The sequence below is a fragment of the Actinomadura pelletieri DSM 43383 genome (genome assembly GCF_003634705.1).
Classification (GTDB): Bacteria; Actinomycetota; Actinomycetes; order Streptosporangiales; family Streptosporangiaceae; genus Spirillospora; species Spirillospora pelletieri.
Window position 1 is genome coordinate 650,203 of sequence record NZ_RBWU01000001.1, and the last position, 24,564, is coordinate 674,766.

Genomic DNA, 24,564 nt, shown 5'->3' on the forward strand with positions numbered 1-24,564 from the left:
GAGAAGAACATCACGATGGCCAGGACGTCCGCCCGACGACGGCTCGTCTGCACGGCTCGGGGTCTGCTCGTCCGCGGCTTGGCGCCACACATAAGCCCTGCCGCGCCCCCGGTCCCAGGAACCACTCGCTGTGTGGTCTACCTCTTGTACCTGGTCACTAGGAGTAGGGAGCGAGAGGCTCTCACCTTCCCGGCCGCCGACTAGCGCGGGAAACGTCCTTCCTCGCCCATCAGAGACGCGGGGGGAGAAGGTCGGCCAGCCCCGATAGTCATTCCTGGTCCGGGCGACGGGGGCGGCCTGGAGGTTGTGGCCTGCGCGTGTGGACGGGTCGTTTTGATGCTTGATGGGGTGGGATCCCGGGGCTCCATGACGCCGGGATGGACACGGGAGTTGGGCTGCGAGTCGCCGCGTGGCAGTGGTCGGCCATGCGGGAAGAACGAAGCCCGCAGCCGCCGCGCAGAGCACGGCCAACAGAATCGTCATATCTCTCCTGCTCGTCGAAGTCCTGAGGTCAGAAGGAGTCGCCCTCGACACTCCAGCCCTCCACGCGACAGCGCCGGCACCAGCCCGGCGGGCGGACGGGACGCGGGCAGCAGCGGACGCGCGATATCGACCGGTCTCTGGGGCGTCCGGCGCAAGCGATCGCCTACATGCTGGCCCCGCCTCGTGTGGAACCAGGGAACGGCGGTGACGCGCAGGTGCGGGTGGAGTCGCTGCAAGCCGCCGGGATTTACGCACCTCGCAGGTCACCGCTCGGCAACGGGGTACCGACCCCGTCTCCTCGAGGAGAAGCGGCGGACTTGGTGGGACATGGACGACTTCTGGACCGCCGCACGGTCGAGGGGGAGCCACGCTGGCGCGGGCGGGGCACGGGGGCGGGGCGGTGTGTATTGGTCGCTTTCTCGTTTGGTCTGTTTGGAGTTGGAGGGCGGTAGCTCGTCCACGGTTTGGTGCGGTGCCGGACGGGCCGAAGAGGCCGCGGCGCTGCATGTGGCGGATGACGCGGTCGCGGAAGGTGCCGCGGACGATGGTCGTGTCGCGGAGGGTGCCGCCCGGGCGGAGGACGCGGGCCATTTCGGCGATGGCGGCGGGTGGGTCGGTCAGGCAGTGGAGGCCGTTGTAGGTGACGCAGGCGTCGAAGGTGTCGGAGGGGAAGGGGAGGGCGTGGCTCGGATGTGTTGGTCGGGCGGGTGGCGCGGGGCAACCGTGCGAGGCGATCTGTAGGGCTTGCCGGGGCTTAGTGGCGAACGGATTGGGTGGGTGTTTCTAGTGGGGGGACTCGGCGGACTTGGCTAGGCGGCGGGTCCAGTAGAGGCCGGTCAGGTTGAGGGTCGTGCCTGTGAGCAGGCATGCCATGCCTGGGAGTGTTCCGAAGAGGAAGGGCAAGGGGTGCGCGCCCAGGGCTGCGGCCATGGCCAGGCCCAGGACCGGGAGTGCGGCGAGGAGGCGGGCTGTCGCGCGGGGACCGGCGAGTTGGACGGATACGTCCTGGCGTTGGGCCTCCTCATCCCGGAGGGCCGTGGCCAGACCGTCCAGCACGGTGGCGAGGGTTCCGCCGCGTTCGGCTCCCACGCGCCAGCATGCCGCCAGTAGACGCAGCCCCTCGGCGCCTGGGCGGACCGCGAGGTCTGCCAGGTGGTCGGGAGGTGGACGGGGGATGCTCAGCAGTTCCTTGGAAATTCGCGGATCCAGGGTGGTTGTGGCCGCTGTGAACGCCTCGTCAGGGGTGCGGCCCGCGGCGAGTTCGGCGGCCATCGCGTCGCAGAGTTCGATGACGGACGTGCGTCGAAGTCGGGGGAGGGCCCGGCGTTCACGCAGTGCTGTTGTTCTGGCCCTAACAGCGAGGAGGAGGCCGAACGGGTTGCCGGGTGGAGGGAAGGCGAGACGGTTAAGGCGGTGGACGGCGGTGGGTGGAGCCAGGAACGTCCACACTGCGGCTGCCGCGCAGAGGGCCGCGAGCGTGGTGATCACGTTGCTCCTTCCAGTCTGGCGGACAGGGCCTCGGCGCCGGAATCGAAACGGATCTCGCCCGATGCTGTGAACGACACCGCGGGGACGACGCCGACCAGGCCATCGGGCCCCCGGCGAAGGAGGCATACCTCGGCGACTCGCCGCTGGCCTCCACCCGGGTCGCGCACCAGGTGGACGACGATGTCCAGGGCGGCGGCCAGTTGGCTATGGACGGCCTCCCTGGACAGACCCGCCGCGCAGGCCAGCGCTTCGAGCCGAGCCGGTACGTCCGCCGCCGTGTTCGCGTGGAGTGTTCCGCAGCCACCCTCATGTCCCGTATTCAGCGCTTGGAGGAGGACTACGACTTCGGAGCCCCTGCACTCACCTACGACGAGACGATCTGGGCGCATGCGGAGTGCTTGGCGTACCAGGTCGTTCAAGGTGACGCCCCCGGCGCCCTCCATGTTGGGCGGACGTGACTCCAGGCGGACCACGTGCGGATGGGAGGGGCGCAGTTCAGCGGAGTCCTCGACCAGGACCAGCCGTTCGCCGGGGTCGACCAGCGAAAGGACACAGCTCAGGAGGGTAGTCTTGCCGCTTCCCGTGCCACCGGTGATCAAGAACGCGGCCCGGGATCGGATCAGGGCGGCGAGCAGTTCGGCGCCCTCGGGTGGGACGGTGCGCGCCGCGACCAACTCGTCCAACGTGAAGGCGCGGCGGCGCGGAAGGCGCAGGGAAAGACACGTGCCGGTGGCGGCGACCGGCGGGAGTACGGCGTGCAGGCGCACCCCGCCGGGGAGCCGGGCGTCGGCGTACGGGGAGGCGTCGTCGAGGCGGCGTCCCGCTGCGGCGGTCAGGCGTTGAGCCAGGCGGCGGACGGACTGCTCGTCCGGAAAGTTCAAGGATGTGCGGACAAGGCCAGAGCCCGTGTCGACCCAGATCTCGTCCGGGCCGTTGACGAGAACATCGGTGACATCCGGAGAGCGCAGAAGCGGCTCCAGTGGACCGGCGCCGACGAACTCGGCTCGTAACTCGTCGGCGAGCGTCAGCACCTCGCGGTCGCCGAGCAACCGCTCCTCCGCCCGAAGCGCCGCGGCGACCTGGCCCGTGGTCGGTTCGCCGCCGGTGCCCGCGAGCCGATCGCGCACGGCATCAGACAACCTGGTCATACGATTTCCCCTTCCAGAATTGGCCGGACACCGCTGCGCCGAGACTTCGCACCCGAACCCCCGAAACGGGGACGCCTGAAAGCCTTCGGCGTGCGACTGGGCCGCCGCGTCCGCACGAACGCCCCCTGAGATCCCGGAAGCGGAAGCCGCCCTCGCTCTGTCCGGTGCGCGTTCGCGGCACTCCAGAGCCGGGATCTGAATGCCCTCTGCGAGGTGTCTCGCGGGCCACATCCATGGGCCTTATGCGCGCCGTGCTGGGTCGCCTGGAGGCCCGGTGACCAGGACGTCTGTGCCTGTTGACGGCCTTGCGGTGCGTGTACGGCTGGAGGAAAGGTCGGCGAGGACACCGGTGTAAATGAAGACCGCCGGAGCCGCGATGTGAAGCTTGGTGCGAGGAAGTTCGCGAGCCAGATCCATGCGCTGCGTGCGTTGCACGGGAAAGGCTGGGAGACCGGTGACCAGGACCTCCGTGCCTGTTTGACGGCCTCTTCTCGGTAGGCGGACCGGTCGGAAGGCGGGTCGGAGGGCGGGTCGGTGAGATGCCGGTGCTGACGGGGAGCGCCGGAGTTGGGATGTGGGTGCTTGCTGCGAGGTGGTTCGTGAGCCAGGTCCATGGGTCGTTTGCGCCGCGTTGGGGGCGGGTCCGCTGTTCGGTGGGCATTAGGCGGCCTCTTCGCGGTACGCGTACGGCTGGAGGGCTAGGTCGGCGAGGACGCCGGTGCAGAACTCGGTGAGGGGGCCTCGGCGGCAGGCCCGCTCGAGGTCGCCCTCGTCGATGGCGGCGGGGAGGCGGCGGTCGCGTTCGAACGCGCCTGCGGACGGGAGGTCTAGCGCGTGCACGACCGCGTCGGGTGTGAGCCCGCCCGGGGCCGGGCCCTGGACGACGAGGCGCAGGTCGGTCGTGTGGCGGCGGAGGGCGGTGGCCAGGCCGTCGGCGGCGATGGTCGCGCGGACCTCGGCCGGGACGAGCAGGAACGTCGTGTCGGCGGAGCGCAGGGCGGCGCGGCCGAGGTCGTCGGGGTAGCGGGGGACGTCCACGACGACCAGGTCGAAGCCACGTATCGCGGCGTCGAAGAGCGACCGGGCCGCCTCATAGGAGACGGGGACGGGCTCGCCTCGCAGCCACGACAGGACCGACAGGTCGCCGGAACGCGGCAGCGACTCGCGCAGGGTGGCGGTGTTGAGCCGTCCCCGCCGCTCGGCCAGGTCGGGCCAGCGGACGCCCTCGTGCTTCTCAAGGCCGAGCATGAGGTCGACGCCACCGCCGAAGGGGTCGGCGTCCACGAGGAGTGTGCGCAGGCCCTGCCCGGCGGCGGCGAGGCCGAGCGCGGTCGCGAGGACGCTGGCGCCCGCGCCGCCTCGGGATCCGACGACGCAGAGGGTGGTAGCCCACCCGCTTTCGGGTTCGCTGGCGGTGGCGAAAGCGTTGATCAGCCAGTCTTCGTGGTCGGGAAGGGTCGCGACGTCCTGCGCACCGACCTCCACCGCGAGGCGGAATGTGTCAGGCGTGGCCGCTGACGGGGTGACCAGCACGACGCCTGGTCGGCGTTGGAGGTCGGCGGACGCCATGTCCTCGGCCACGTCGGCGCCGACGAGGATGAGGGCGGGCCACGTCCAGGCGGCTCTGGCCTCATCGGCGTCGTAGGCGACCTCCGCGTGGGCGTCGGCGGCGGCCGCCAGACGGAGCAGGCCGTCGGCGAGCGCGGAGTCGCCGGTGACGATCAGTGCCGCGAGGTTCATCGGATGCTCCTTCGACGTTCGGAGACCTCCACCTTGCGGCCCTTGGCGTCGGCCCTGAAGGCCTTCGGCGAACTGTGGATAACTTCGCCCCGGCGGCGTGTGACGTGCGGATCAGGGCACGGCGAGCCTGTGCCTCCGTTGGCCCGGGTCGCGGGTCGGGGACAGTCGTTAGGCGTGTAGGGCACGTCCAGGCGCTGCCGCACTGATCGAGCGAGCGGGCCGCTGTCCTGCTCGGACGCTGGGAGCAGGAGCGGGGCGGGTCGTTGAGGGACGCGAGGAGCAGAGAGAGCGTGCTGTTGACCTTGGCGCCGGTGGTACGGGGATGGGTTCGCGTCTCAGCCTGGAGTGTGACGGAGTGGTCTTGGCCGCTGCAAAGTCCACGGCGCGGAGTTGCTGGACACCGTCCGCCCGGCAACCGCTCCAGAAACGCCATGCACAGCCGAGTTCTACGGCGCAGGGACGACGCCGACAGGTCGCAGCGAGTCCACGCGGCGGGTCATTGAAGGGATGCGGGAGCAGAGGAAGCGTGGTGATAACGCCGGCGGCCTGTTGCAAAGTGGGTTCGCGTCTCAGTCTGGAGTGTGGCGGGGTGGTCTTGGCCGCTGCAGAGTCCACGGCGCGGAGTTGCTGGACACCGTTCGCCCGGCAACCGCTCCAGAAACGCCATGCACAGCCGAGTTCTCCGGCGCAGGGACGACGCCGACAGGTCGCAGCGAGTCCACGCGGCGGGTCATTGAAGGGATGCGGGGGCAGAGGAAGCGTGGTGTTGACCTTGGCGCCGGGGGTGCGGGGATGGGTTCGCGTCTCAGTCTGGAGGGTGGCGGGGTGGTCTTGGCCGCTGCAAAGTCCACGGCGCGGAGTTGCTGGACGCCGTCCGCCCGCAGGCCGTGCTCAGCAGTGTTCTGCAGCGCGGGAAGACGGCGACAGGGCGCAGCGGGGCCGCGCGGCGGGGTCGTTAGGGATGCGGAGGTCGAGGAGGGGTGGTGTTGGTGGTGGCGGCGTTGCTGAGGGGGTGGGTCTCAGCTGAGGTGTGGCGGGGGCTCAGTGCCGGGTCTTTGGTTGGAGTGGGGGCCGGATGTCGAGCGCATGGGGAGGAGTCGGGAGCGGTGTTGGCGTTGTCGGCTGGTTGAGGGGCGTGGGGGTTCGCCGTCGTTTGTGGGGGCGGCGTGGGCGTTCAGGAGGGTGGACCCGGGGGCGGCGACCTGTGGGGGGCTGGGTGAGCGGGCTGCTCTTAGGGCGATGTGGTCGCTGTATGTGGGACGGGCGGTGGCGCTGGTGCGCCACCGCCCGGCCGGTGAAGACTGGGCGACCCCCGCCGGGGGGGAGAGCGGGGGTCGCCGGGCGGTCCGGCTCCGGGGGGGTAGAGCCGGGCCGCTTTCCCAAGAAAGTCTCAGGGGGCTCGGTATACCGAACACAAGTCTGCCCTAAGGAGAGGCAAACTCACTGCCTCCAGTCTAGGCAGATACAACATATGCTGCCCGATCGTTGATAGGTCCGTCGAGGCGCAAACTCGCCCGGCAGGTGTCGATTTTTCTCATCTGGTTGGGACGATCCCTTCGACACGCGGCGAGTCGGCGCCTGCGGCGCCGTCCCGCCCTCGACGGGGCAACTCCGATCCCCAGCACATGGAGTACATCAGAACAGGAGTGGGAGCGTACAGGAGAACTAAAGATCTTTCCGGCCACACCGTCAGATCGCCCCTTTCCAATGGAAACGATCACAGTGAGTGATCAATTCCGGAAGCGTCAGGTAGTTCCGGTTAGTCCGGAATAGTGTGTTCCACACCGGGGGCCGCCGGTACCGCTGTCGGGGTGGCACTCGGCGGGTGGACGAGTTTTCCGAACAAGGGCTTGTCAACTGGGCAAATGAGGCGTAGACAGGTCATACGGACCATGTGTCCGCGCACGGCAGCCGGGCACCCACGCGCGACCAGCCGCGGGAGGCGCGTCGAGACGGGCTTGACCCGGTCCGACGGATATGAGGTGCACGCTTGGTAACCCGGTTTGACGTGCTCGGCGACGGCGTCCCGGCCGTGGGACGCCGTTCGCTTGTTCAGGAGGCCCGGTCGCGGACGTCAAGGCCCAGCGCCGCCGCCAGGACGACCGCCTGATACGTGTCGATCACCGTGCGCTTCAGTTCGGTGGTGTGCGGGTCCAGGGACGAGATGTCGCTTCCGCGCAGGTCGCAGCCGGAGAAGTCGGCCCGGTGGAGCATGGAGCCGGACAGGTCGACGTCGTGGAACTCGGCGCCCGCGCAACGTGCGCCGGTGAGGTCCGTTTCGCGCATGCGGACGTCCGTGAACGACGCGCGGCGGAGGTCGGCTCCGGGCAGGCCGGTGAACGACCAGTCGCCGCCCTTCACCTTCAACAGGTCGTATGTGCAGCCGTCGAACATGCTGCCGACGAGCTTGCATCCGGTGAAGGTGGCGTCGAAGAAGCCGCAGCGCACGAAGGTGCAGTTCACGAACGCCGCGTCGGTGTGGGTGGACGCGTTGAACCGAACACCGCGGAACGTGCAGTCGGTGAAGACGGCGCCGACTCCGCTGGCCTCGGTCATGTCCACGTCCACGAACAGGACGTTCTCGTGCTCTTCACCCGTCAGGTCACGCGAATCCCAGTTCGCCGAAGCGATGGTGGTCTCGGTGGGCGAGGCTGGGCGTCCGTGCATGCGTTCGGCCATCCGCACAGCATGCAAGAGACCACTGACGGTTTCAGCCGCGCATGAACGCCTCGCAGATGGCCTGCGAGTCCCTGGCCGCCGCGGCCACCGCGGCGGAGCAGTGGCCGATCCATTGGGCGACGCCCTCTGAAGTACCGGACGCGTAGGCGCGGAGCGCTTCGGCGTACTCCTCGGAGAGTTCCAGGTGTCCTACTTCTGGGGCGACCAACGATTTGGGGTCGAGTCCACGGGCGATGAGCGTGAGCCGCTGTGCGGCCCGTGCGACGAGCCCGTCCCCCCAACCGAAGGGTCGCAGGGTCAGCAGTTCGCCGTGTACGACGGCCGCCACTACTAGGGCGGGTGCTCTCGTCGGTGCGGTCAGCAGCGTGCTGAGCAGATCGAGACGAGCGGCCACCTCGGACGGGGGAGGGGCCTCGTCCAGGTTCCGGTTGCGCGGACGTCCAAGGGCTGTGCTGTCGACCGCGTCCGCCGCCGCGAGGACGTGGAGCCGGGCGAGGGCCTGCCTGGGCGCCTTGCGCCATGTCTCGGTCAGGTTCCCCAGTTCGGCCGATACTCGCAGAGACCCTTGGACGATCGGGTCGGACGGGTGTTCCGTGGAGCGCAGTTCGTCCAGCGTGACAGAGGCTCCTTCGAGGACGGCCGAGGCCCGCGCACCCCGCAACGCGGACTCGGTGGACACCTCGGCGCTCCGCCGACGCAGAACTCGATGCCCGAGAAGTCGATCCACGGCGGCACGCGCGTCGTCGACGGCGCCGGGCACATCGCGCAGGTTCGCCACATCGGCGAGGGCATCGGTCACGGGCCGACCCTACGTGGTGGGTCGCCGGCATGGACGAGAGGGTGCGCGGACGCGTAAAACGGAAGCGATTCCCTGACCGGATATCGGGAAGGTCTGCTGTGTCGGGCGCCACACGACACCATCGACCGTCGTCTCCGCAGGTCGACTTCCGGTACCGCGGCCTTGTGGGACAGCGGACCTTCCTGGTGAAGTGGGGATACCGGGCGACCCCCGCTTCAGCTACCAAGGAGTATTCGCGTTGAGCCAGAGCCAAGAGACACTGTCGAACCTGCTGCAGGAGACGCGCCGCTTCCCCCCGCCCGCAGAACTCGCCGCGTCGGCCAATGTCAAGGCCGAGGCGTACGAGCGAGCGTCCGAGGACAGCCTGGGGTTCTGGGCGGAACAGGCGGACCGACTGTCCTGGTCGAAACGTTGGGACGACGTCCTCGACTGGAGCAACCCCCCCTTCGCCAAGTGGTTCGTGGGTGGCGAACTGAACGTCGCCTACAACTGTGTCGACCGTCATGTCGAGGCGGGACGCGGGGACAAGGTCGCGTACCACTGGGAGGGTGAGCCGGGCGACTCCCGTACCCTCACCTACGCCGACCTCCAGCGTGAGGTGAACAAGGCGGCCAACGCCCTGCTGGAGCTGGGGGTCCGCAAGGGCGACCGGGTCGCGATCTACCTGCCGATGATTCCGGAGCTGCCGATCTCGATGCTGGCGTGTGCCCGTATCGGCGCGACCCACTCGGTCGTGTTCGGCGGGTTCTCGGCCGAGGCGCTCCGGACCCGGATCGACGACGCGCAGGCCAAGCTCGTGATCACCGCCGACGGCGGTTTCCGGCGCGGTAAGCCGTCCGCTCTGAAGAGCATCGTCGACGAGGCCGTCGCGCAGACGCCGACGATCGAGCATGTGATCGTCGTCCGTCGCACGGGTGAGCCGGTGACCGAGAACGACCGTGATCTGTGGTGGAGCGACGTCGTCGACCGGCAGAGTGACCAGCACACGGCCGAACCCATGGACTCCGAGCACCCGCTGTACATTCTGTACACGTCCGGTACTACGGGTAAGCCGAAGGGCATCCTGCACACCACGGGCGGCTACCTGACCCAGTGCGCGTACACGCACTACGCGGTGTTCGACCTGAAGCCGGAGACGGACGTCTACTGGTGTTCGGCCGACATCGGCTGGGTCACGGGCCACTCCTACATCGTGTACGGGCCGCTCGCCAACGGCGCGACCAGCGTCATCTACGAGGGGACGCCCGACACCCCCAACAAGGGACGTTGGTGGGACGTCATCCAGAAGTACAAGGTGTCCATCTTCTACACCGCGCCCACGGCGATCCGCACGTTCATGAAGTGGGGCGACGACATCCCCGCGCAGTACGACCTGTCGTCCCTGCGCGTGCTGGGTTCGGTCGGTGAGCCGATCAACCCGGAGGCGTACGTCTGGTACCGGAAGCACATCGGCGGTGACAAGGCGCCGGTGGTCGACACGTGGTGGCAGACGGAGACCGGCGCCATCATGATCAGTCCGCTGCCGGGTGTGACGGAGGGCAAGCCGGGCGCGGCGATGCGTCCGCTGCCAGGTATCGCCGCGGACGTGGTGGACGACCAGGGCCAGTCCGTCCCGAACGGCGGCGGCGGGTTCATGGTGATCCGGGAACCCTGGCCGAGCATGCTTCGGACGATCTGGGGTGACGACGACCGGTACGTCAAGACCTACTGGTCCCGTTTCGACGGCCTGTACTTCGCCGGTGACGGCGCGAAGAAGGACGAGGACGGCGACATGTGGCTGCTCGGCCGCGTCGACGACGTCATGCTCGTGTCCGGTCACAACATCTCCACGACGGAGGTGGAGTCGGCGCTGGTCGCCCACCCGAAGGTCGCCGAGTCGGCGGTGGTCGGCGCGACGGACCCGGTCACCGGGCAGGCCATCGTCGCGTTCGTCATCCCGCGCGGGGACGCCGGTGGGGACGTGGAGGGCGAGGAGTTCCTGCGGGAGCTGCGCGACCATGTCGCCAAGACGCTCGGCCCGATCGCCAAGCCCCGCCAGATCATGATCGTTCCGGAGCTGCCCAAGACCCGCTCCGGCAAGATCATGCGGCGGCTGCTGCGGGACGTCGCCGAGAACCGCAGCATCGGCGACGTCACGACGCTCGCCGACAGCACGGTCATGGACCTGATCTCGGAGAAGCTTCCGAGCGCCAAGTCCGACGACTGACCCTGCGAGGACGACCCGCAAGGACGGCCCGCAAGGACGGCCCGCGCCCGGTACGCACCGGGCGCGGGCCGTCGCGTTACCTCCGCACAGCCGGTCAGTCGCAGGACGGATGTGGCCGGTCTGTGATCTGTTCGGTGACGTCATCAGGTTCGGTGCGTGGCGGCTCTACGAGGACGACGGCTCCAAGTACCTGAACACCCCGAGTCACCGAACTTCCGCGAGGGCTGCCCGGCCGAGCGCGGCTTCGAGCCCGCCGACGTCGAGCCTTTCGGCGTCAGGTTCGCGCCGCGTGAGGGGGAGGGCTTGGTCGAGCGCCTGCACCGACGCGGCTTCGACGACCGCGAGCTTAGGGGCGACGTGGCTGGTGAAATCCCCCACTCCGGACGTGTCGCCCTATAAGCGGCAGTGATCGTCCAGGTAAGGTCGGAGACGGTGCGCCGGGAAGTCTGGTCGGCAACGCCGGGTTCGTCGCGTATGGCGGGCCGGGTCTGGACCTGACCGTTCGTCACCTTTCCGGGAGTTCATCCATGGCGCGCCCTCCTGTGCGGCGCCGCGTCGCCGCGACGTGGCCGTTTCGTCCGACCGTTCGCTATGGCACGCAGGTCGCCATGGCGTTGCGCACGGAGACGATCGGCGGCGTGATCATGCTGCTCGCCGCGATCGCGGCGCTCGTGTGGGCGAACACACCCTGGGCGGACGCCTACAAGAGTCTCCAAACATTCGAGATCAGCCCGGACTGGCTGCACCTCGGACATATGGACGTCCAGCACTGGGCGTCCAGCGGCCTGCTCGTGGTGTTCTTCTTCATCGCCGGGCTGGAGCTGCGCGAGGAGCTGACGCACGGGGAGCTGCGCCATGTGAAGGACGCGGCGTTGCCGGTGCTCGCCGCAGTCGCCGGAGTGGCCGCCCCGGCGCTGATCTTCCTGGTGGTCAGCGCGGGCGAGACGGGCGCGGCGCGCGGCTGGGCGGTGCCGACGGCGACGGACATCGCGTTCGCGCTGGCGGTGCTGGCGGTGACGTTCACGGCGTGCCCGCCTCCCCTGCGCGCGTTCCTGCTGACGCTCGCCGTGGTGGACGACCTGATCGCCATCAGCATCATCGCGCTGTTCTACACCGATGAGATGCACTGGACGCCGCTCGCCCTCGGAGTGGTCTTCATCGCCGTGTACGGGCTGTTGCAGTACAAGAACGTTCGATCCCCCTGGATTTACGTACTGCTCGCCGTTCTCGCCTGGTACTGCCTCCAGCGGAGCGGGGTCCACGCGACCGTCGCGGGTGTGGCGCTGGGAATGCTCACCAGCTCGAAGGAGACCCCGGACGGACGACCCACGAACGCGGAACGCGCCGACCATGCGCTCCGTCCGTTCTCGGCGGGCGTGTGCGTACCGGTCTTCGCGTTCGTCTCGGCGGGCGTCGGGCTCGGCGTTTCCCAGTTGGGGGACGTGTTCCAGGACCGGGTGGCCCTCGGTGTGATCGCCGGTCTGGTCATCGGTAAGTTCGTAGGGGTCTTCGGCGGCGCGTGGGCGGCCGTGCGGCTGGGATGGGCCACTCTCGGCGAGGATCTGCACTGGCATGAGATCGCGGGGGTCGCGTTGCTCGCCGGGGTGGGTTTCACCGTTTCGCTGCTGATCGGCGGTTTGGCCTATACCGACCCGTCACAATTCGAGAGAGTGACGACTGCGGTCCTGATCGCGAGCGTTCTCGCCTCGGCGGCCGCGGCCGTCGTCTTCCGGAGGAGGGTGCGTCTGCGGGCGCGCCCGGACTAAAGGAGAAACAGCGATATGTCCGAGGCAGTACCGGACGAGCGCGTCGAGGACAAGTCTCTCGGTGAGCTGGTCGCGCTGGCGTTGAGCGACGTCTCCGACACCATCAAGCTGGAGATGGAACTGGCGAAGGTCGAGTTCAAGGCCGACGCCAAGAAGGCCGCCGTCAGCAGCGTGATGTTCACCATCGCCGCGGTGATGGGCGGAATCGTCGTCATTCTGCTGTCGATCTCGTTGGCGTACGGGCTGATCGGGCTGGGTTTGTGGCGATGGGCCGCGTTCCTCACCGTCGCGGTCGTGTACGTGATCCTCGCGCTCGTGCTGATGCTCGTCGCGAAACGCTTCATCAAGAAGATCGAAGGGGCGAAACGCACCCGGAAGACGCTGAAGGACGACCTGGCGAAACTGCGGCGCGGCGGTGACTCCGACGTCCCCGAACTGACGGAGTGACCGGACGCCATGTCGGGGCACGACGCGTCCCTGGTCGAGGTCGAAGGGCCATGGACCCACCGGCAGGTCAGTGCCGGTGGGACGCGGTTCCATGTCGTCGAGGCCGGTGAGGGGCCGCTCGTCCTGATGCTGCACGGCTTTCCGGAGTTCTGGTGGTCGTGGCACAACCAGCTCGTGTCGCTGCCCGCGGCGGGCTTCCGCGCCGCCGCCGTGGACCTGCGCGGATACGGCGGGAGCGACAAGCCGCCGCGCGGGTACGACCTGGTCACGCTGGCCGGGGACGCCGCCGGGCTCGTCCGGGCGCTCGGCGAGGCCAACGCGATCGTGGTCGGGCACGACTGGGGTGGGCTGCTGGCCTGGACGATGGGCGTTTACCATCTGAAGGTCGTCCAGCGGCTGGCGGTGGTGAGCGCCCCGCATCCGCTGCGGCTGCGCCAGTCCTTCGCAGGTGACCCGCGCGGGCAGGGGTGGGCGGCGCGTCACACGTTCGCCTTCCAGGTGCCGTTGTGGCCCGAACGGCGCCTCGTCCGGGACGACGCCGCCCTTGTGGGAAAGCTTCTGCACGACTGGTCGGCCCAGGGGTGGCCGGACGAACGTACCGAGCGGCTCGTCCGGAGGGCCGTCCAGATCCCGGGGGCGGCGCACAGCGCGCTTGAGTACCACCGTTGGTTGTTCCGGTCACAGGCCCGTCCGGACGGCATTCGCTACGCGCACCGTATGCGCGCCCCCATCCAGGTACCGACACTCCAGTTGCACGGTGCGCTGGACACGTGCACGCTCCCCGCCAGCGCCCAGGGGTCAGGACGTTACGTTTCGGCTCCCTACCGCTGGAAGCTCATCGACGGGGCCGGTCATTTCCCGCACCAGGAGCGTCCTGACGCGTTCGACGCCCAGCTCCTCGGTTGGCTCTCCGATCCCGAACCCGAACACTGACTGTGGGACGCCCGACGTACGTTTGAAGCATGCGGGATCGGGACGAGGCTGGACGCCCACGCAACGCACGGCCCAGGGACGCGTACGGGCGTCCGCTGCCCCACGGCACGACCGGTATACCAACAATGCCGGACGACCTCGACATACCCCCCAAAGAGGCCCTGACAGAAGCACAGCGGCTCTTGGACGCCGACCGGCCGTTCCACGCGCACGAGGTATTGGAAGCGGTCTGGAAGGCCGCTCCAGAGCCTGAACGGGAACTCTGGAGGGGTCTGGCCCAGGTCGCAGTAGGGGTGACCCACCTTCGTCGAGGAAACGCCCGCGGCGCCGAGGCGCTCCTCAGCCGCGCCGCCGAACGCCTCGTCCCATATGAATCCGCTCCTCCGCACGGTGTCGACGTCAAGGGGATCGTTCGGCGTGCACGCGCACTAGCTGCCGATGCTCCCGCCGACGGTCCCATCACGGTCCGTCTAACGCGCGGCTGACACGACTCAGTCGGCTGACACGGCTCAGTCGGAGCACCTCTGGGTGGACACCGGTTCGGTGGCGGTCGCGCCCGCGCGCACGTCCGGGGCGACCTCGTCGGCGGTCAGCGCGTACCCCGTGGACGGGGTGTCCAACGCCGCCGCGAAGATCACGCCGTAGACACGGCCGTCGGTGGACAGCAGCGGGCCGCCCGAGTTGCCGGGCTCGACCTTGCCGCGAATGGCGTAGATCTCGCGGGTGACCTGGCCGGAGTGGTAGATGTCCGGACCACGCGCCGTCTGCCGGGCACGGATGCGGGCGGCGCCCGGCGTGAACGGCTGGTTCTTCGGGAACCCGGCGATGATCGCGCTGTCGCGGACGCGGGCCTCGTCGGCGAACTTCAGCGGCGGCGCGTCGAGCCCCGGCACGTACAGCACGGCCACGTCGCGCTTCGGGTCGTACAGGACGACCCGTCCGCGGCCGGTCTCGCCCTCCACGGTGGCCACATTGGAGTGGCCGCGCGCCCCGGCGACGACATGCGCGTTGGTCATGACGTGCTTCGGCGCGAACACGAACCCGGTGCCCTCGATCCGGCGCTGGCACTGCGGCGCCGTGCTGACGATCTTCACGATGCTGGCGCGTGCCGCCCGCAGTCCCCGCGTGTTCAGCACGGACTCGTCCGGCGGCGGCACCTGCACCACCGACTCGCCGCCGAGCCCGTTGAAGACCTGCGGGAAGTCGCTGCTCTTCACGAAGCCCTGGAAGGACGTGAACCAGGTCTGGGCCTGCGTGGGCATCACGTCGTCGATGCCGTTGATGATCGAGGAGCCCTTGACCTGCGTCCGGACGGGCTTGAACTCGGAGTTGGCGACCAGGCTCCCGAAGAACCAGGCGACGATCAGTAGCGACAGGGCGCTGACGAGGGTTCCACCGACCGCGTCCACCGTGCGCGCGCTCATCCCGGTCACCCGGTTGCGCAGGACCGCGCCGACCGAGGACGCGACGAGTTGCCCCAGCGTGGCGGCCAGGAACGCGATCACGATGGCGAGCAGTGCCTGTTGCGCGGCACCGTCCACCGCGGCCTCCGCGATCGGTGGGGCGATCAGCACCCCGGCGACGCCTCCGCCGACGAAGCCGACGAAGCTGAGCAGGCTCACGATGAAGCCCTGCCGGTAGCCCGAGACTCCGAACAGCACGACGAGCACGAGCAATATGAGATCGAGAACGTGGTCGTGCAGCACCGCTTCACCGTACTGTGCCGCGACGCCGCTTAACGTCCCCTCGATGTACCAGATTGGGCCGTGTTGGGTAGCCGCCCGGTGTGATGTCCTCGCGTCCGCGTCGTCGTTCCGGATGAGCGGCGCCGTCTGACCTGCGGTCGGACGCGTCGCGGGTCATATGACCACCCGGTGGGGGCCGTCAGTCGCGTGCGGCGAGGTTCAGGATCTCCTGCGGGAGTTCTTCGATGCGGTCGGTGTTCCAGGGGCGGTTCCACCCTCCGGCGTCCAGGACGCGGGTGAGCAGCGCCGCCGTGAACCCCCACACGAACATGTCACGGACACGGAACGCAGGCCCCAACCTGAGCCCTGTCGTGTGCCGGACCATCACCCGGTTGTTGGGATCGACCAGCTCGGCGATCGGAACGCGCGCGACCGCCTCGACCTCTCCAGGATGCCCGGGTGCGATGTCCGACGGTTCGCGCCACCAGCCGGCGACGGGCGTGACCCGGTGCTCGCTGTGCGACAGGTACAGCTCGGGCAGCATGCACAGGACGTCCACGCCGGACGGTTCGACCCCGGCCTCCTCCCATGCCTCACGGAGCGCGGCGGCGACCGGCCCGTCGTCGCCCGGGTCGATGCGGCCACCGGGGAACGCGGGCTGCCCGGCGTGCTTGTTCAGGGTGGCGGCCCGCTGGGTGAGCAGGATGTCGGGACCGTCCGGCCCCTCACCGAACAGGATCAGGACGGCGGCGGGACGGGCGCCCGGGACGGGCTCGGCCATCGGCGGCGCCGTCATCCGGGGCCCCTCGACCTGGAATCGGGCCAGCCAGGGAGGGCCGATGGGGGAGATGTCGGTCACGTCCGTCCCAACTCCGGTACGTCCGTGTTCCTTCCCGCGGGCCCGAAGGCGCGGGTCATGAGAAGGGTCCGGGTTTGACGAGTTTGCGGGCGGTCTCCTCGTCCGTGGGCCCTTCGCCGAAGGAGGGGCAGAGACGGGCGACCGGGCACGCTCCACAGGCCGGACGGCGCGCGTGGCAGATCCTGCGGCCGTGCCAGATCAGCCGGTGGGACAGGATCGTCCAGTCCTTGCGCGGGATGAGCGTTCCGATCTCCTGTTCGACCTTCACGGGGTCTTCTTCAGACGTCCACGCGAATCGTCGGGCCAGACGTCCGAAGTGCGTGTCGACGGTGATTCCGGGGACGTCGAACGCGTTGCCCAGAACGACGTTCGCCGTCTTGCGGCCGACACCGGGCAAGGTGACGAGGTCTTCGAGCCGCCCTGGAACCTCACCGTCGAACCGGTCGCGCAGGGCCGCGGACAGTCCCATGACCGACTTGGTCTTGGCGCGGAAGAACCCGGTGGGTTTGAGGATCTCCTCGACCTCTTCCGGGTTGGCGGCGGCCAGGTCTTCCGGCGTGGGGTACTTGGCGAACAGGGCGGGCGTGGTCAGATTCACGCGTACGTCGGTGGTCTGTGCCGACAGGACGGTCGCGACGAGAAGCTGGAACGGTGTACCGAAGTTCAGCTCGCAGTGCGCGTCCGGGTACGTCTCGGCCAGGATGCGGTTGATCCGGCGGGCCCGCCGCACGAGCCCCAACCGCGTTTCGTTCTGCCATTTCCGGGCTCGCGGCCTCGCGGACGCCTCCGTCGCCATACCGGCCAGCCTAAGGCCTCACCGGCCCCATCCGGCTTCTCCCGAGCCATCTCGGGTCGTCCCGGGCCTTCTTGAGACCCACAAGGTCAGGACCCGACCCGTTCGACTCCGATATCACGCAACGTGAGCATGACCACACTTCAGGGAAGGCGGACGAACCCTCCCACGGTCATGACATGGCCCCTCGACTCCGCGTGACGGCGCGTGTTCGCCCCTGGGGCACGGGCCCGGAGCAATCCCGGACATCTGATCAGATTACGGCACAGCCGATACTTGCCCGGGACGTCCGGTAACAGGTGTTGAGACCGGTGTGATGGCATTCACCCAATGGTCCGTACACTGGGCGAACGGGACCGCGGCGGCCCCGGGAAGGACGGTAAGCCCGGTCTTTCGTTTCGGCGCGCCGTGACCCTGCCTTCACGTACGCGGTGGGACGTACGTCACACTAGGCATGTCGGTGTTCGAGGAGGAAGAAGCGTGACCGATCGCGACGTGGACGTTCTGAGCAGAGCCCCGCTCTTCGAAGCCCTCGACGAGCAGGGCGCCAAGGCGCTGCGCGCCAACGTGGCCGAGGTACGGCTCGCCCGCGGTCAGACGCTCTTCAACGAGGGCGAGACCGGGGACCGGCTCTACGTCGTCCTCGAAGGGAAGATCAAGCTGACCAGGACGGCCCCGGACGGCCGGGAGAACCTGTTGAGCGTGCTCGGGCCGAGCGAGATGTTCGGCGAGCTGTCGCTGTTCGACCCGCGTCCGCGTACCGCCAGCGCCATCGCGGTGACCGAGTGCCGCCTGGCCGGGCTCGGCCACGACGACCTGCGGCCCTGGTTGACGGGACACCCGGAGGTCGCCGTCCAGTTGCTGCGCGCGCTGGCGCAGCGGTTGCGCAAGACCAACGACGTCATGGCCGACCTGGTGTTCACCGACGTGCCGGGGCGTGTCGCCAAGGCGCTTCTCGACCTGGCGGAACGGTTCGGGCAGCCGTCCGAGGCGGGTCTGCACGTGCACCACGACCTCACGCAGGAGGAGCTGGCGCAGCTCGTCGGCGCGTCCCGCGAGACGGTCAACAAGGCGCTCGCCGACTTCGCCCAGCGCAACTGGCTGCGGATCGAGGCCCGCGCCGTCGTGATCCTCGACATCGAGCGCCTCCGCAAGCGCTCCAAGTGACCGTCCGTCCCGTTTGATCACCGGTTGACCACCGGGCCACCGCCGCGCCCGCGTCACACAGCGTCGTGTGGCCCCCGGCGTTCGTTCAGATAGTCGAGTTGCGCTTGGACGGACCACTCGGCCGCCCCCCATAGGGACCTGTCGACGTCCGCGTACACGCGTTCGACGACCTCGCGCGCCGTGCGCGCACCCGCGGCGACGGCCGCCTCCACCTGGGCGAGACGCTCACGGCGATGATCGATGTAATGGTCGAGGACGGCGATCGGATCGTCCAGCTTCGGCCCGTGACCTGGGAGGATGGTGGCGGCCTCGACATCGGCGGCGAACGCGCGGAGCCGGTCGAGCGAGGCGAGATAGTCGCCGAGGCTCCCTTCGAGGACGGTCGTCCCGTACCCGAGGACCGTGTCGCCGGTGAGGACGGCGCCGTCCGCCGGAAGCCAGAACGTCAACGAATCGTCGGTGTGACCGGGCGTCTCCATGATCCGCAGCTCCAGCCCGCCCGTGGTGATCACGTCACCCTCGCCGAGCCCCTCGTCGCCGAGCCGGTGTCGGGGGTCGAGCGCCCGCACCTTCACCGGACCGCCCGCGAGCCGCGCGAACTTCCCGGCCCCGGCCGAATGGTCGGGATGGCCGTGCGTCAGCAGAACCAGGCCGACCCGGCGTCCCTGCGCCTCGACCGTGTCCAGGACGCGCCTGAGATGCTTGCCGTCCTTGGGGCCCGGATCGACGACGACGGCCTCGTCCGAGCCGGGCTCGGCGATGATCCAGGTGTTGGTGCCGTCCAGGGTCATGGCGGACGGGTTCGGGGCGAGCACGCACGTCGCCCGCTCGGTGCCCATCCCGTCGATCTCCGACATGCCACCCATCCTGCCCGAGGCCCGATCCGGGTGACGGACCGGGTTCCAGCGGAAACGCTCGAGACGCCGCAGCGCCGACGTCCCCACCAGCCACCGCAGCACGGCCCTGGACATCGCGTCCCTACGGCTCATCGGTAGTGCCGCGCCGCCGACTCGGGCAGCACGAGATACGCCTCGCCGTCGATGATCTCGGCGGTGGGCTCATGGGCGACGATCTCACGGGACGCGGCGAGCACGTCCGCGACCGTCTCGAACTCGGCGAGATCGGCCAACGTCGCGAGCGTCGGCGGCAACATCGGCCACGCGCCGTCGAGGGCCCGTTCGACGGCCTCCGCCGGACGCACCCACGCCACCCGGTCCGCCTCCGTGCTGACGTCCCTGGCCCGCTGCCCCTCCGGCATCGCGGCGACGAAGAACCGGGTGTCGTAGCGCTTCGTCTCGATCTTCGGGGTGATCCAGTGCGCCCAGGGCCGCAGCAGGTCCGAACGAAGGACAAGGCCGCGCCGGTCGAGGAACCCGCCGAACGACTGTGAACGGTCCAGCAGCGCCTGGCGGTCGGCCTCCCAGCCCTCACCGCGTGTATCCGCCACGACCGTCCGCTCCGTCGGCCCGGCGAGCAGCACCAGCGTCTCCTCGAACGTCTCCCGGACGGCCGCGCACACCAGTTCGCGGGCGAGCGTCTCGTCCGCGTTGAGCGCCTCGCCCCACACGGCCGGCGACGGACCGGACCACGCGAGGTCCGCCTCCCCGTCCCGCGGATCGACCGCGCCGCCGGGGAACACGTACATGCCGGGCGCGAACGCCATGGACCCGACGCGGCGCAGCAGGAAGGCCTGGAGCCCATGCCTCTCGTGATCGCGAAGTACGGCGACCGTGGCGGCGGGACGTGCGGGAACGGGCTCGATCCTGCCCGACCGGAGGTCCTCGACCCGGCCCCGGAACGACTCCGGCAACTTGCGCCCGTTCACTTCACCCCATCCGAAACGGCACCCCTGGCGGCCCATTCGGACACACCGAACGTCATTCCGTCAACCCCGCCCGGACGGCTCGGGTGCCGCCCGACCTGCCTGAGCGGCCCCGACTGCCGGGGCAGGGTCACCGATCTGGGGCCGCCTTCGTTGACCGCGCGTCGTAATGCTCACGGGCGGTATGGACGTCGCTCATGTGGTTATTCGCCCAATGCAGCATCGACTGGATCAACGGGATGACGCGCTCACCCAGCGACGTCAGGGCGTACTCCACCTGAACCGGCACAGCGGGGGTAACGGTCCGCACCACGAAACCGTCCCGTTCCAGGGAGCGGAGCGTCTGCGTGAGCATCTTCGCGCTGACACCCGGCATGGCGCGGCTGACTTCGGCGTATCTGCGGGGCCCGCGCGCCAACTCGGTCAGCACCATCGTGGTCCACTGCCTGCCGACAATGCCCAGGAACTGATTCAGCGGACACGCCTCCATGAAGGCACCGAACGCCTCTTTCTCCTTTTCTCGGCGCTGCGCCGCCGTCATCGTGGCCATACCGCGGGCTCACCTCCGGGTGTCGAACGCACTCCGAAGTAACTCCTTCCCGCCCCGCGCAATTCCACCGACAGTGGTTCGTGCGGGATTCCCCGCACGAAACCACTTTCGCTCAAGGAGTACCGGCATGCGCGCGATCATCGTCAAGGCCTTCGGCGGACCGGAGGCATTGGAGGAGGTCGAGGTTCCGGAGCCCGTCCCCGGGCCGGGCCAGGTGCGGATCCGGGTGGCCGCCGCGGCGGTCAACCCGGTCGACGTGGCGGTCCGCACGGGCGCACTGGCGGACGTCGGGGTGATGCCCGCCCTCGGCGCGCGACCGGCGGTCGGCCTCGGACTGGACGTCGCCGGGACCGTGCTCGAACTCGGCCCTGACGTCGTCCGGCGTGACAGGGCGCCGCTCGCCCCCGGAGACGACGTCATCGGCATCCAGGACCGGCCCGACGTGCCGCTCGGCACCTACGCGGAGAGCATCGTCCTCGACGCGGGCGCCGTCGTCCGGGCACCCCGTTCGGTCTCCCTCGCGGAGGCCTCGACGCTGCCGCTGAACGGGCTGACCGCCCTCCAGGCGCTGAACCTGCTCGACCTTCCCCCCCGGAGCACGCTGCTGGTCACGGGCGCCGCCGGCGCGGTCGGCGGCTACACCGTCGAACTCGCCGCGCTCCGCGGGCTCCGCGTCGTCGGGTCCGCCGCCGCCGCGGACGAGGCCGCCGTCCGCGGGTTCGGCGCGGAGATGTTCGTACCGCGGGACGTCCACCTCACCGACGCGGTCCGCGATCTCGTGCCAGGCGGCGTCGACGGGGCCATGGACGCCGCCGCGCTCTCCACCGCCGCGCTAGGCGCCGTCCGCAACGGCGGAACGTTCGTGGTCGTCGGCGGCACCCGGGCCACACCGCCACCACTGCGCGGGATCAGCGTCCGCAACCAGTGGATCCGCGCCGACGCCGGGCAACTCGGCCACCTCGCCGACCTGGTGGACGAAGGCCGACTCACCCTTCGCGTGGCCGAAACCCTCCCGCTGACGGAGGCCGCCAAGGCCCACACACGAATGGAGGCGGGCGGCCTCCGCGGCCGCCTCATCCTCATCCCCTGACCACGCCCCGCCGACCCAGACCCGACCTCCCGCCTGAACGTCCCTGGCCCGCCGTTCTGAACGCCCTGCGTCTCAGCCCGGCGTGCCAGCCGAGCCCCCGCCCGAGCGATCCGGCCGAGCGTCCCTGGCCTGGCGACTTGAACGCTTTGACATTCTGGCCTAGCACCTCGGCCCGGCGTCCCCACCGAGCGTTCCGACCAAGCATCCCTGGCTCGGCGTTCTGAACGCCCTGCGTCTCAGCCCGGCGTGCCAGCCGAGCCCCCGCCCGAGCGATCCGGCCGAGCGTCCCTGGCCTGGCGACTTGAACGCTTTGACATTCTGGCCTAGCACCCCGGCCCGGCGTCCCCACCGAGCGTTCCGACCAAGCATCCCTGGCTCGGCGTTCTGAACGCCCTGCATCTCGGCCCGGCATGCCAGCCCGGCGTTCCCGCCAAGCGTTCCGCCGAGCATCCCTAGCCCGGCGTCTGGAACGCCCTGGCGTCGTGCCTAGCGCCTCGGCCCGGCGTCCCCTCCGAGTGTTCCGGTCGAGCGTGCTGGCCCGGCATTTGGGACGCCCCGGCGTCGGGCCGCTGGGGTCAGGCGATCTCGGCGATCAGCTCTACCTCGACGGGGGCGTTGAGCGGCAGGACGGCGACGCCGACGGCGCTGCGGGCGTGCCTGCCCGCGTCTCCGAACACCTCGACCAGCAGATCGCTCGCCCCGTTGATCACCTGGGGCTGTCCGTGGAAGTCCGGCGCGCTGGCGACGAAGCCGACGACCTTGACGATCCGCGCGATCCGGGACAGCTCGCCGACCTCGGCCTTGAGCGCCGCGATCGCGTTCAGGGCGCAGATGCGCGCCTGCCGGGCGGCCTCCTCGGCGTCGACCTCGGCGCCCACCTTCCCGGTGACCGCCAGCTCACCCTTGACCATCGGGACCTGCCCGGACGTGTAGACGAGCGACCCCGTCCGCGCCGTCGGGACGTACGACGCGACCGGCGGAACGGCCTCCGGCAACTCGAGCCCCAGTTCGCGGATTCGCTCTTCGGGCGTGCTCATGACCACTCCTCGTGAAAGCGCTGCTCGATCGGTCAGGACTGCACTTCGCGCTTGAAGTAAGCCACGAGATTCTCAGGATTCGGCCCCGGCAGGACGGTCACGAGCTCCCACCCGTCCTGTCCCCAGTTGTCAAGAATCTGCTTGGTCGCGTGCACCAGCAACGGAACGGTCGCGTACTCCCACTTCTTCATGCGCCTCACCTTAGCGATCGCCCCAGCCACGTCCCCCTGGAACCCGCCCGTACGCCCCGACAGGCGCGGACCCGACCGGTTCCCGGCCACCGCGCGTCCGTCGACCGCAGCGATGCACGGACCGCTATCGATGCGGCTCGAGACAGCATCGCCGTTTTGTTGATCTTCACATATCCGCTGCGCAGAATCGAAGCGACAAATCCGGCGACGCGCCGAATTCTGCACGGCCATTGCCGGAAAACGGGGTAAAGGAGAGGCAATGAGAGTATTGAAGGCCGCCATGGCACTGGTCGCCATGGTGCCGCTCGGCGTCGTCGGGCTATCCGCACCGGCTTCGGCGGGAGAGTGGTGTGGATGGAACGAAATCTGCATGTTCGAGGACGCCCTCTACCGCGGCGACCGGTACGTCAGCCATACGGCGGTTCCGGGGAGATACCAGATCGACTGGTGGAACGGCGACAACGAGATCTCTTCGGCGATGAACAACTCGTTCGACTTCTGCGTCCGGCTCTATGACAACGACGACTGGAGCGGGGCCACCTACACGATCGGCTACGACGAAGTGCACAGCACCCTCCCCGGCTTCAACGACCGGGCGGAAAGCTACATCGTTTGGCGATGCCGATAACGGTCACCGTCATCCCCTCGGGGTGACCGCTTTACCGGACCCGGGCTCGACCGCCGATGGTCCCGGCGGTCGCGCCCACCCCGCGCGGCGGGGCCCGGGTCCGCCGCGGCAAGCGGTCGGTACGCCGCCTGCCGGACGGCCAGGACATGCGGTTCGTTCCCTCGCGACGCCGACCACGCCAGCGCCGACGTGCACGGCGACAGACCAACGACATCGACGTACGCGACACCTGGTCGGGGGAAGAACCGGCGCGCCGCCTCCGGCATGAACGCGATCCCCTGCCCCTGCGCGACCGTCGCCAGGATCGACTCCACGTCTTGGGCGACCGGCCCGTACACCACCGGTGACCCGTCCGGCCGTGGATCGACCGCCCAGAAGTCCCGCCACACCTCGGGGCAGGCGTCGGGGGCCGACACGACGGCGCGCCCGGCGAGATCCGCCAGTGTGACGGCGTTCCGTTCGGCCAGCGGGTCCCCGGTCGGCACGCACACCACCCGGGGTTCGGTCGCAAGTTGGAGGGTGCGGATGCCGTCGGGCGCCGGGGGGCGGCAGAACGCCAGGTCGACCTCGGCCCGCTCCAGGGAGCGGTAGTGCTCGATCAGGTTCAGCAGTCGCAGTTCCACGTGCAAGTCCGGGCTGCGCCGCCTGAGTTCGGCCAGGACCGCGTGGACGTGCGGCATCGCCCCCTCGGCACCGATCGTGCCGATGACGACGTGACCGCTCACCGCACGCGCGTGCTCCCGCGCCACGCGACACAACCGCGACAGGCCGTCGACCACCGTGCGCGCCTCGACCAGCAACGCCTGCCCCGCCGGTGTGAGGGCGACCGACCGGCTGGTCCGCTCGACCACGGCCACCCCGAGCCGCCGCTCCAACGCTCTGATCTGCCGACTTAACGCCGGCTGCGTCATGAACAACCGCACCGCCGCCCGTCCGAAATGCAATTCCTCCGCCAGCATCAGGAACGCCTGCAACTGCGCCGCGGTCGGCGTCGCCACGTCTTCCACCATGACCTCCGGTGGCCGTCCCTCACGCCCCGCCGCAACACCCCGG

Annotated in this window: 23 protein-coding genes and 1 pseudogene; 8 read left to right on the forward strand and 16 right to left on the reverse strand. The window is 69.4% G+C overall.

Going from position 1 to position 24,564, the window contains the following annotated elements:
* Positions 1 to 1,053: 1,053 nt before the first annotated feature.
* The 6 genes and pseudogenes from BZB76_RS34115 to BZB76_RS02965 all read right to left on the reverse strand — a co-directional run.
* Positions 1,054 to 1,218 (reverse strand): annotated as a pseudogene (locus BZB76_RS34115) (class I SAM-dependent methyltransferase); the annotation flags it as partial.
* Between the two features lie 48 nt (positions 1,219 to 1,266).
* The gene (locus BZB76_RS02945) at positions 1,267 to 1,971 is read right to left on the reverse strand and encodes a type II secretion system F family protein (protein WP_211342883.1); all 705 of its coding nucleotides are present in this window, start codon (positions 1,969 to 1,971) and stop codon (positions 1,267 to 1,269) included.
* A complete protein-coding gene (locus BZB76_RS02950; protein WP_121432733.1) occupies positions 1,968 to 3,119 on the reverse strand; it encodes a TadA family conjugal transfer-associated ATPase in 1,152 nt (383 codons plus the stop codon). Before BZB76_RS02950 ends, BZB76_RS02945 begins: the two co-directional genes overlap by 4 nt.
* A 660-nt stretch (positions 3,120 to 3,779) precedes the next feature.
* Positions 3,780 to 4,859 (reverse strand): septum site-determining protein Ssd, encoded by a 1,080-nt coding sequence (gene ssd, locus BZB76_RS02955; RefSeq protein ID WP_121432734.1) that lies wholly within the window; start codon positions 4,857 to 4,859, stop codon positions 3,780 to 3,782.
* 2,052 nt (positions 4,860 to 6,911) lie between these two features.
* The gene (locus BZB76_RS02960) at positions 6,912 to 7,538 is read right to left on the reverse strand and encodes a pentapeptide repeat-containing protein (protein ID WP_121432735.1); all 627 of its coding nucleotides are present in this window, start codon (positions 7,536 to 7,538) and stop codon (positions 6,912 to 6,914) included.
* A gap of 31 nt (positions 7,539 to 7,569) precedes the next feature.
* Positions 7,570 to 8,337 carry a Fic family protein gene (locus BZB76_RS02965; protein WP_121432736.1) on the reverse strand — a complete coding sequence of 256 codons (768 nt, stop codon included), beginning with the start codon at positions 8,335 to 8,337 and terminating at the stop codon, positions 7,570 to 7,572.
* Positions 8,338 to 8,575: 238 nt separating this feature from the next.
* On the opposite strand from BZB76_RS02965, the gene acs reads away from it, so the two are divergent.
* A complete protein-coding gene (acs, locus tag BZB76_RS02970) occupies positions 8,576 to 10,543 on the forward strand; it encodes an acetate--CoA ligase (RefSeq protein ID WP_121432737.1) in 1,968 nt (655 codons plus the stop codon).
* Positions 10,544 to 10,747: 204 nt separating this feature from the next.
* On the opposite strand, the gene BZB76_RS34545 is transcribed toward acs, so the two are convergent.
* Positions 10,748 to 10,921 (reverse strand): hypothetical protein, encoded by a 174-nt coding sequence (locus BZB76_RS34545; RefSeq protein WP_170180434.1) that lies wholly within the window; start codon positions 10,919 to 10,921, stop codon positions 10,748 to 10,750.
* A 149-nt stretch (positions 10,922 to 11,070) separates the two neighbouring features.
* On the opposite strand from BZB76_RS34545, the gene nhaA reads away from it, so the two are divergent.
* The 4 genes from nhaA to BZB76_RS02995 all read left to right on the forward strand — a co-directional run bounded on the left by nhaA (position 11,071) and on the right by BZB76_RS02995 (position 14,174).
* Positions 11,071 to 12,309, forward strand: a complete 1,239-nt coding sequence (nhaA, locus tag BZB76_RS02980; RefSeq protein ID WP_211342795.1) for a Na+/H+ antiporter NhaA — start codon at positions 11,071 to 11,073, stop codon at positions 12,307 to 12,309.
* Positions 12,310 to 12,324: 15 nt separating this feature from the next.
* Positions 12,325 to 12,756, forward strand: a complete 432-nt coding sequence (locus BZB76_RS02985) for a phage holin family protein (protein WP_121432739.1) — start codon at positions 12,325 to 12,327, stop codon at positions 12,754 to 12,756.
* Positions 12,757 to 12,765: 9 nt separating this feature from the next.
* Positions 12,766 to 13,689 (forward strand): alpha/beta fold hydrolase, encoded by a 924-nt coding sequence (locus BZB76_RS02990; RefSeq protein WP_121432740.1) that lies wholly within the window; start codon positions 12,766 to 12,768, stop codon positions 13,687 to 13,689.
* A 125-nt stretch (positions 13,690 to 13,814) separates the two neighbouring features.
* A complete protein-coding gene (locus tag BZB76_RS02995) occupies positions 13,815 to 14,174 on the forward strand; it encodes a DUF309 domain-containing protein (RefSeq protein ID WP_246006721.1) in 360 nt (119 codons plus the stop codon).
* A 24-nt stretch (positions 14,175 to 14,198) separates the two neighbouring features.
* Here the strand turns inward: BZB76_RS02995 and BZB76_RS03000 are convergent, their stop codons facing one another.
* The 3 genes from BZB76_RS03000 to nth all read right to left on the reverse strand — a co-directional run bounded on the left by BZB76_RS03000 (position 14,199) and on the right by nth (position 17,029).
* Entirely contained in the window at positions 14,199 to 15,395 is a 1,197-nt protein-coding gene (locus BZB76_RS03000) for a MarP family serine protease (protein ID WP_211342796.1), read from the reverse strand.
* Between the two features lie 178 nt (positions 15,396 to 15,573).
* The gene (locus BZB76_RS03005; RefSeq protein ID WP_121433411.1) at positions 15,574 to 16,170 is read right to left on the reverse strand and encodes an NUDIX hydrolase; all 597 of its coding nucleotides are present in this window, start codon (positions 16,168 to 16,170) and stop codon (positions 15,574 to 15,576) included.
* Between the two features lie 118 nt (positions 16,171 to 16,288).
* Complete coding sequence (nth, locus tag BZB76_RS03010) at positions 16,289 to 17,029, reverse strand: endonuclease III (RefSeq protein ID WP_117397540.1); 741 nt, start codon at positions 17,027 to 17,029, stop codon at positions 16,289 to 16,291.
* Between the two features lie 477 nt (positions 17,030 to 17,506).
* Here nth and BZB76_RS03015 point away from each other — a divergent pair, with 477 nt between their 5' ends.
* Complete coding sequence (locus tag BZB76_RS03015) at positions 17,507 to 18,193, forward strand: Crp/Fnr family transcriptional regulator (RefSeq protein WP_117397539.1); 687 nt, start codon at positions 17,507 to 17,509, stop codon at positions 18,191 to 18,193.
* A 53-nt stretch (positions 18,194 to 18,246) separates the two neighbouring features.
* Here BZB76_RS03015 and BZB76_RS03020 read toward each other — a convergent pair whose 3' ends face one another.
* The 3 genes from BZB76_RS03020 to BZB76_RS03030 all read right to left on the reverse strand — a co-directional run bounded on the left by BZB76_RS03020 (position 18,247) and on the right by BZB76_RS03030 (position 20,565).
* Positions 18,247 to 19,050 carry an MBL fold metallo-hydrolase gene (locus BZB76_RS03020; protein WP_246006722.1) on the reverse strand — a complete coding sequence of 268 codons (804 nt, stop codon included), beginning with the start codon at positions 19,048 to 19,050 and terminating at the stop codon, positions 18,247 to 18,249.
* Between the two features lie 128 nt (positions 19,051 to 19,178).
* Entirely contained in the window at positions 19,179 to 20,018 is an 840-nt protein-coding gene (locus BZB76_RS03025) for an NUDIX hydrolase (protein ID WP_246006723.1), read from the reverse strand.
* Positions 20,019 to 20,145: 127 nt separating this feature from the next.
* Positions 20,146 to 20,565 (reverse strand): winged helix-turn-helix transcriptional regulator, encoded by a 420-nt coding sequence (locus BZB76_RS03030; RefSeq protein WP_121432743.1) that lies wholly within the window; start codon positions 20,563 to 20,565, stop codon positions 20,146 to 20,148.
* A gap of 127 nt (positions 20,566 to 20,692) precedes the next feature.
* Here BZB76_RS03030 and BZB76_RS03035 point away from each other — a divergent pair, with 127 nt between their 5' ends.
* A complete protein-coding gene (locus BZB76_RS03035; protein WP_121432744.1) occupies positions 20,693 to 21,655 on the forward strand; it encodes an NADP-dependent oxidoreductase in 963 nt (320 codons plus the stop codon).
* A 575-nt stretch (positions 21,656 to 22,230) separates the two neighbouring features.
* On the opposite strand, the gene BZB76_RS03040 is transcribed toward BZB76_RS03035, so the two are convergent.
* A complete protein-coding gene (locus BZB76_RS03040) occupies positions 22,231 to 22,692 on the reverse strand; it encodes a RidA family protein (protein WP_121432745.1) in 462 nt (153 codons plus the stop codon).
* Between the two features lie 32 nt (positions 22,693 to 22,724).
* Positions 22,725 to 22,883: a Sp36 family protein gene (locus tag BZB76_RS03045; protein WP_021591512.1), complete on the reverse strand. Its 159-nt coding sequence runs from the start codon at positions 22,881 to 22,883 to the stop codon at positions 22,725 to 22,727.
* Between the two features lie 280 nt (positions 22,884 to 23,163).
* On the opposite strand from BZB76_RS03045, the gene BZB76_RS03050 reads away from it, so the two are divergent.
* Positions 23,164 to 23,511: a peptidase inhibitor family I36 protein gene (locus BZB76_RS03050; protein ID WP_170180491.1), complete on the forward strand. Its 348-nt coding sequence runs from the start codon at positions 23,164 to 23,166 to the stop codon at positions 23,509 to 23,511.
* Here the strand turns inward: BZB76_RS03050 and BZB76_RS03055 are convergent.
* On the reverse strand, positions 23,487 to 24,509 hold the full coding sequence (locus BZB76_RS03055; RefSeq protein WP_211342797.1) for a LysR family transcriptional regulator: 1,023 nt from the start codon (positions 24,507 to 24,509) through the stop codon (positions 23,487 to 23,489). The two genes, BZB76_RS03050 and BZB76_RS03055, sit on opposite strands and share 25 nt — an antisense overlap.
* Between the last annotated feature and the right edge of the window lie 55 nt (positions 24,510 to 24,564).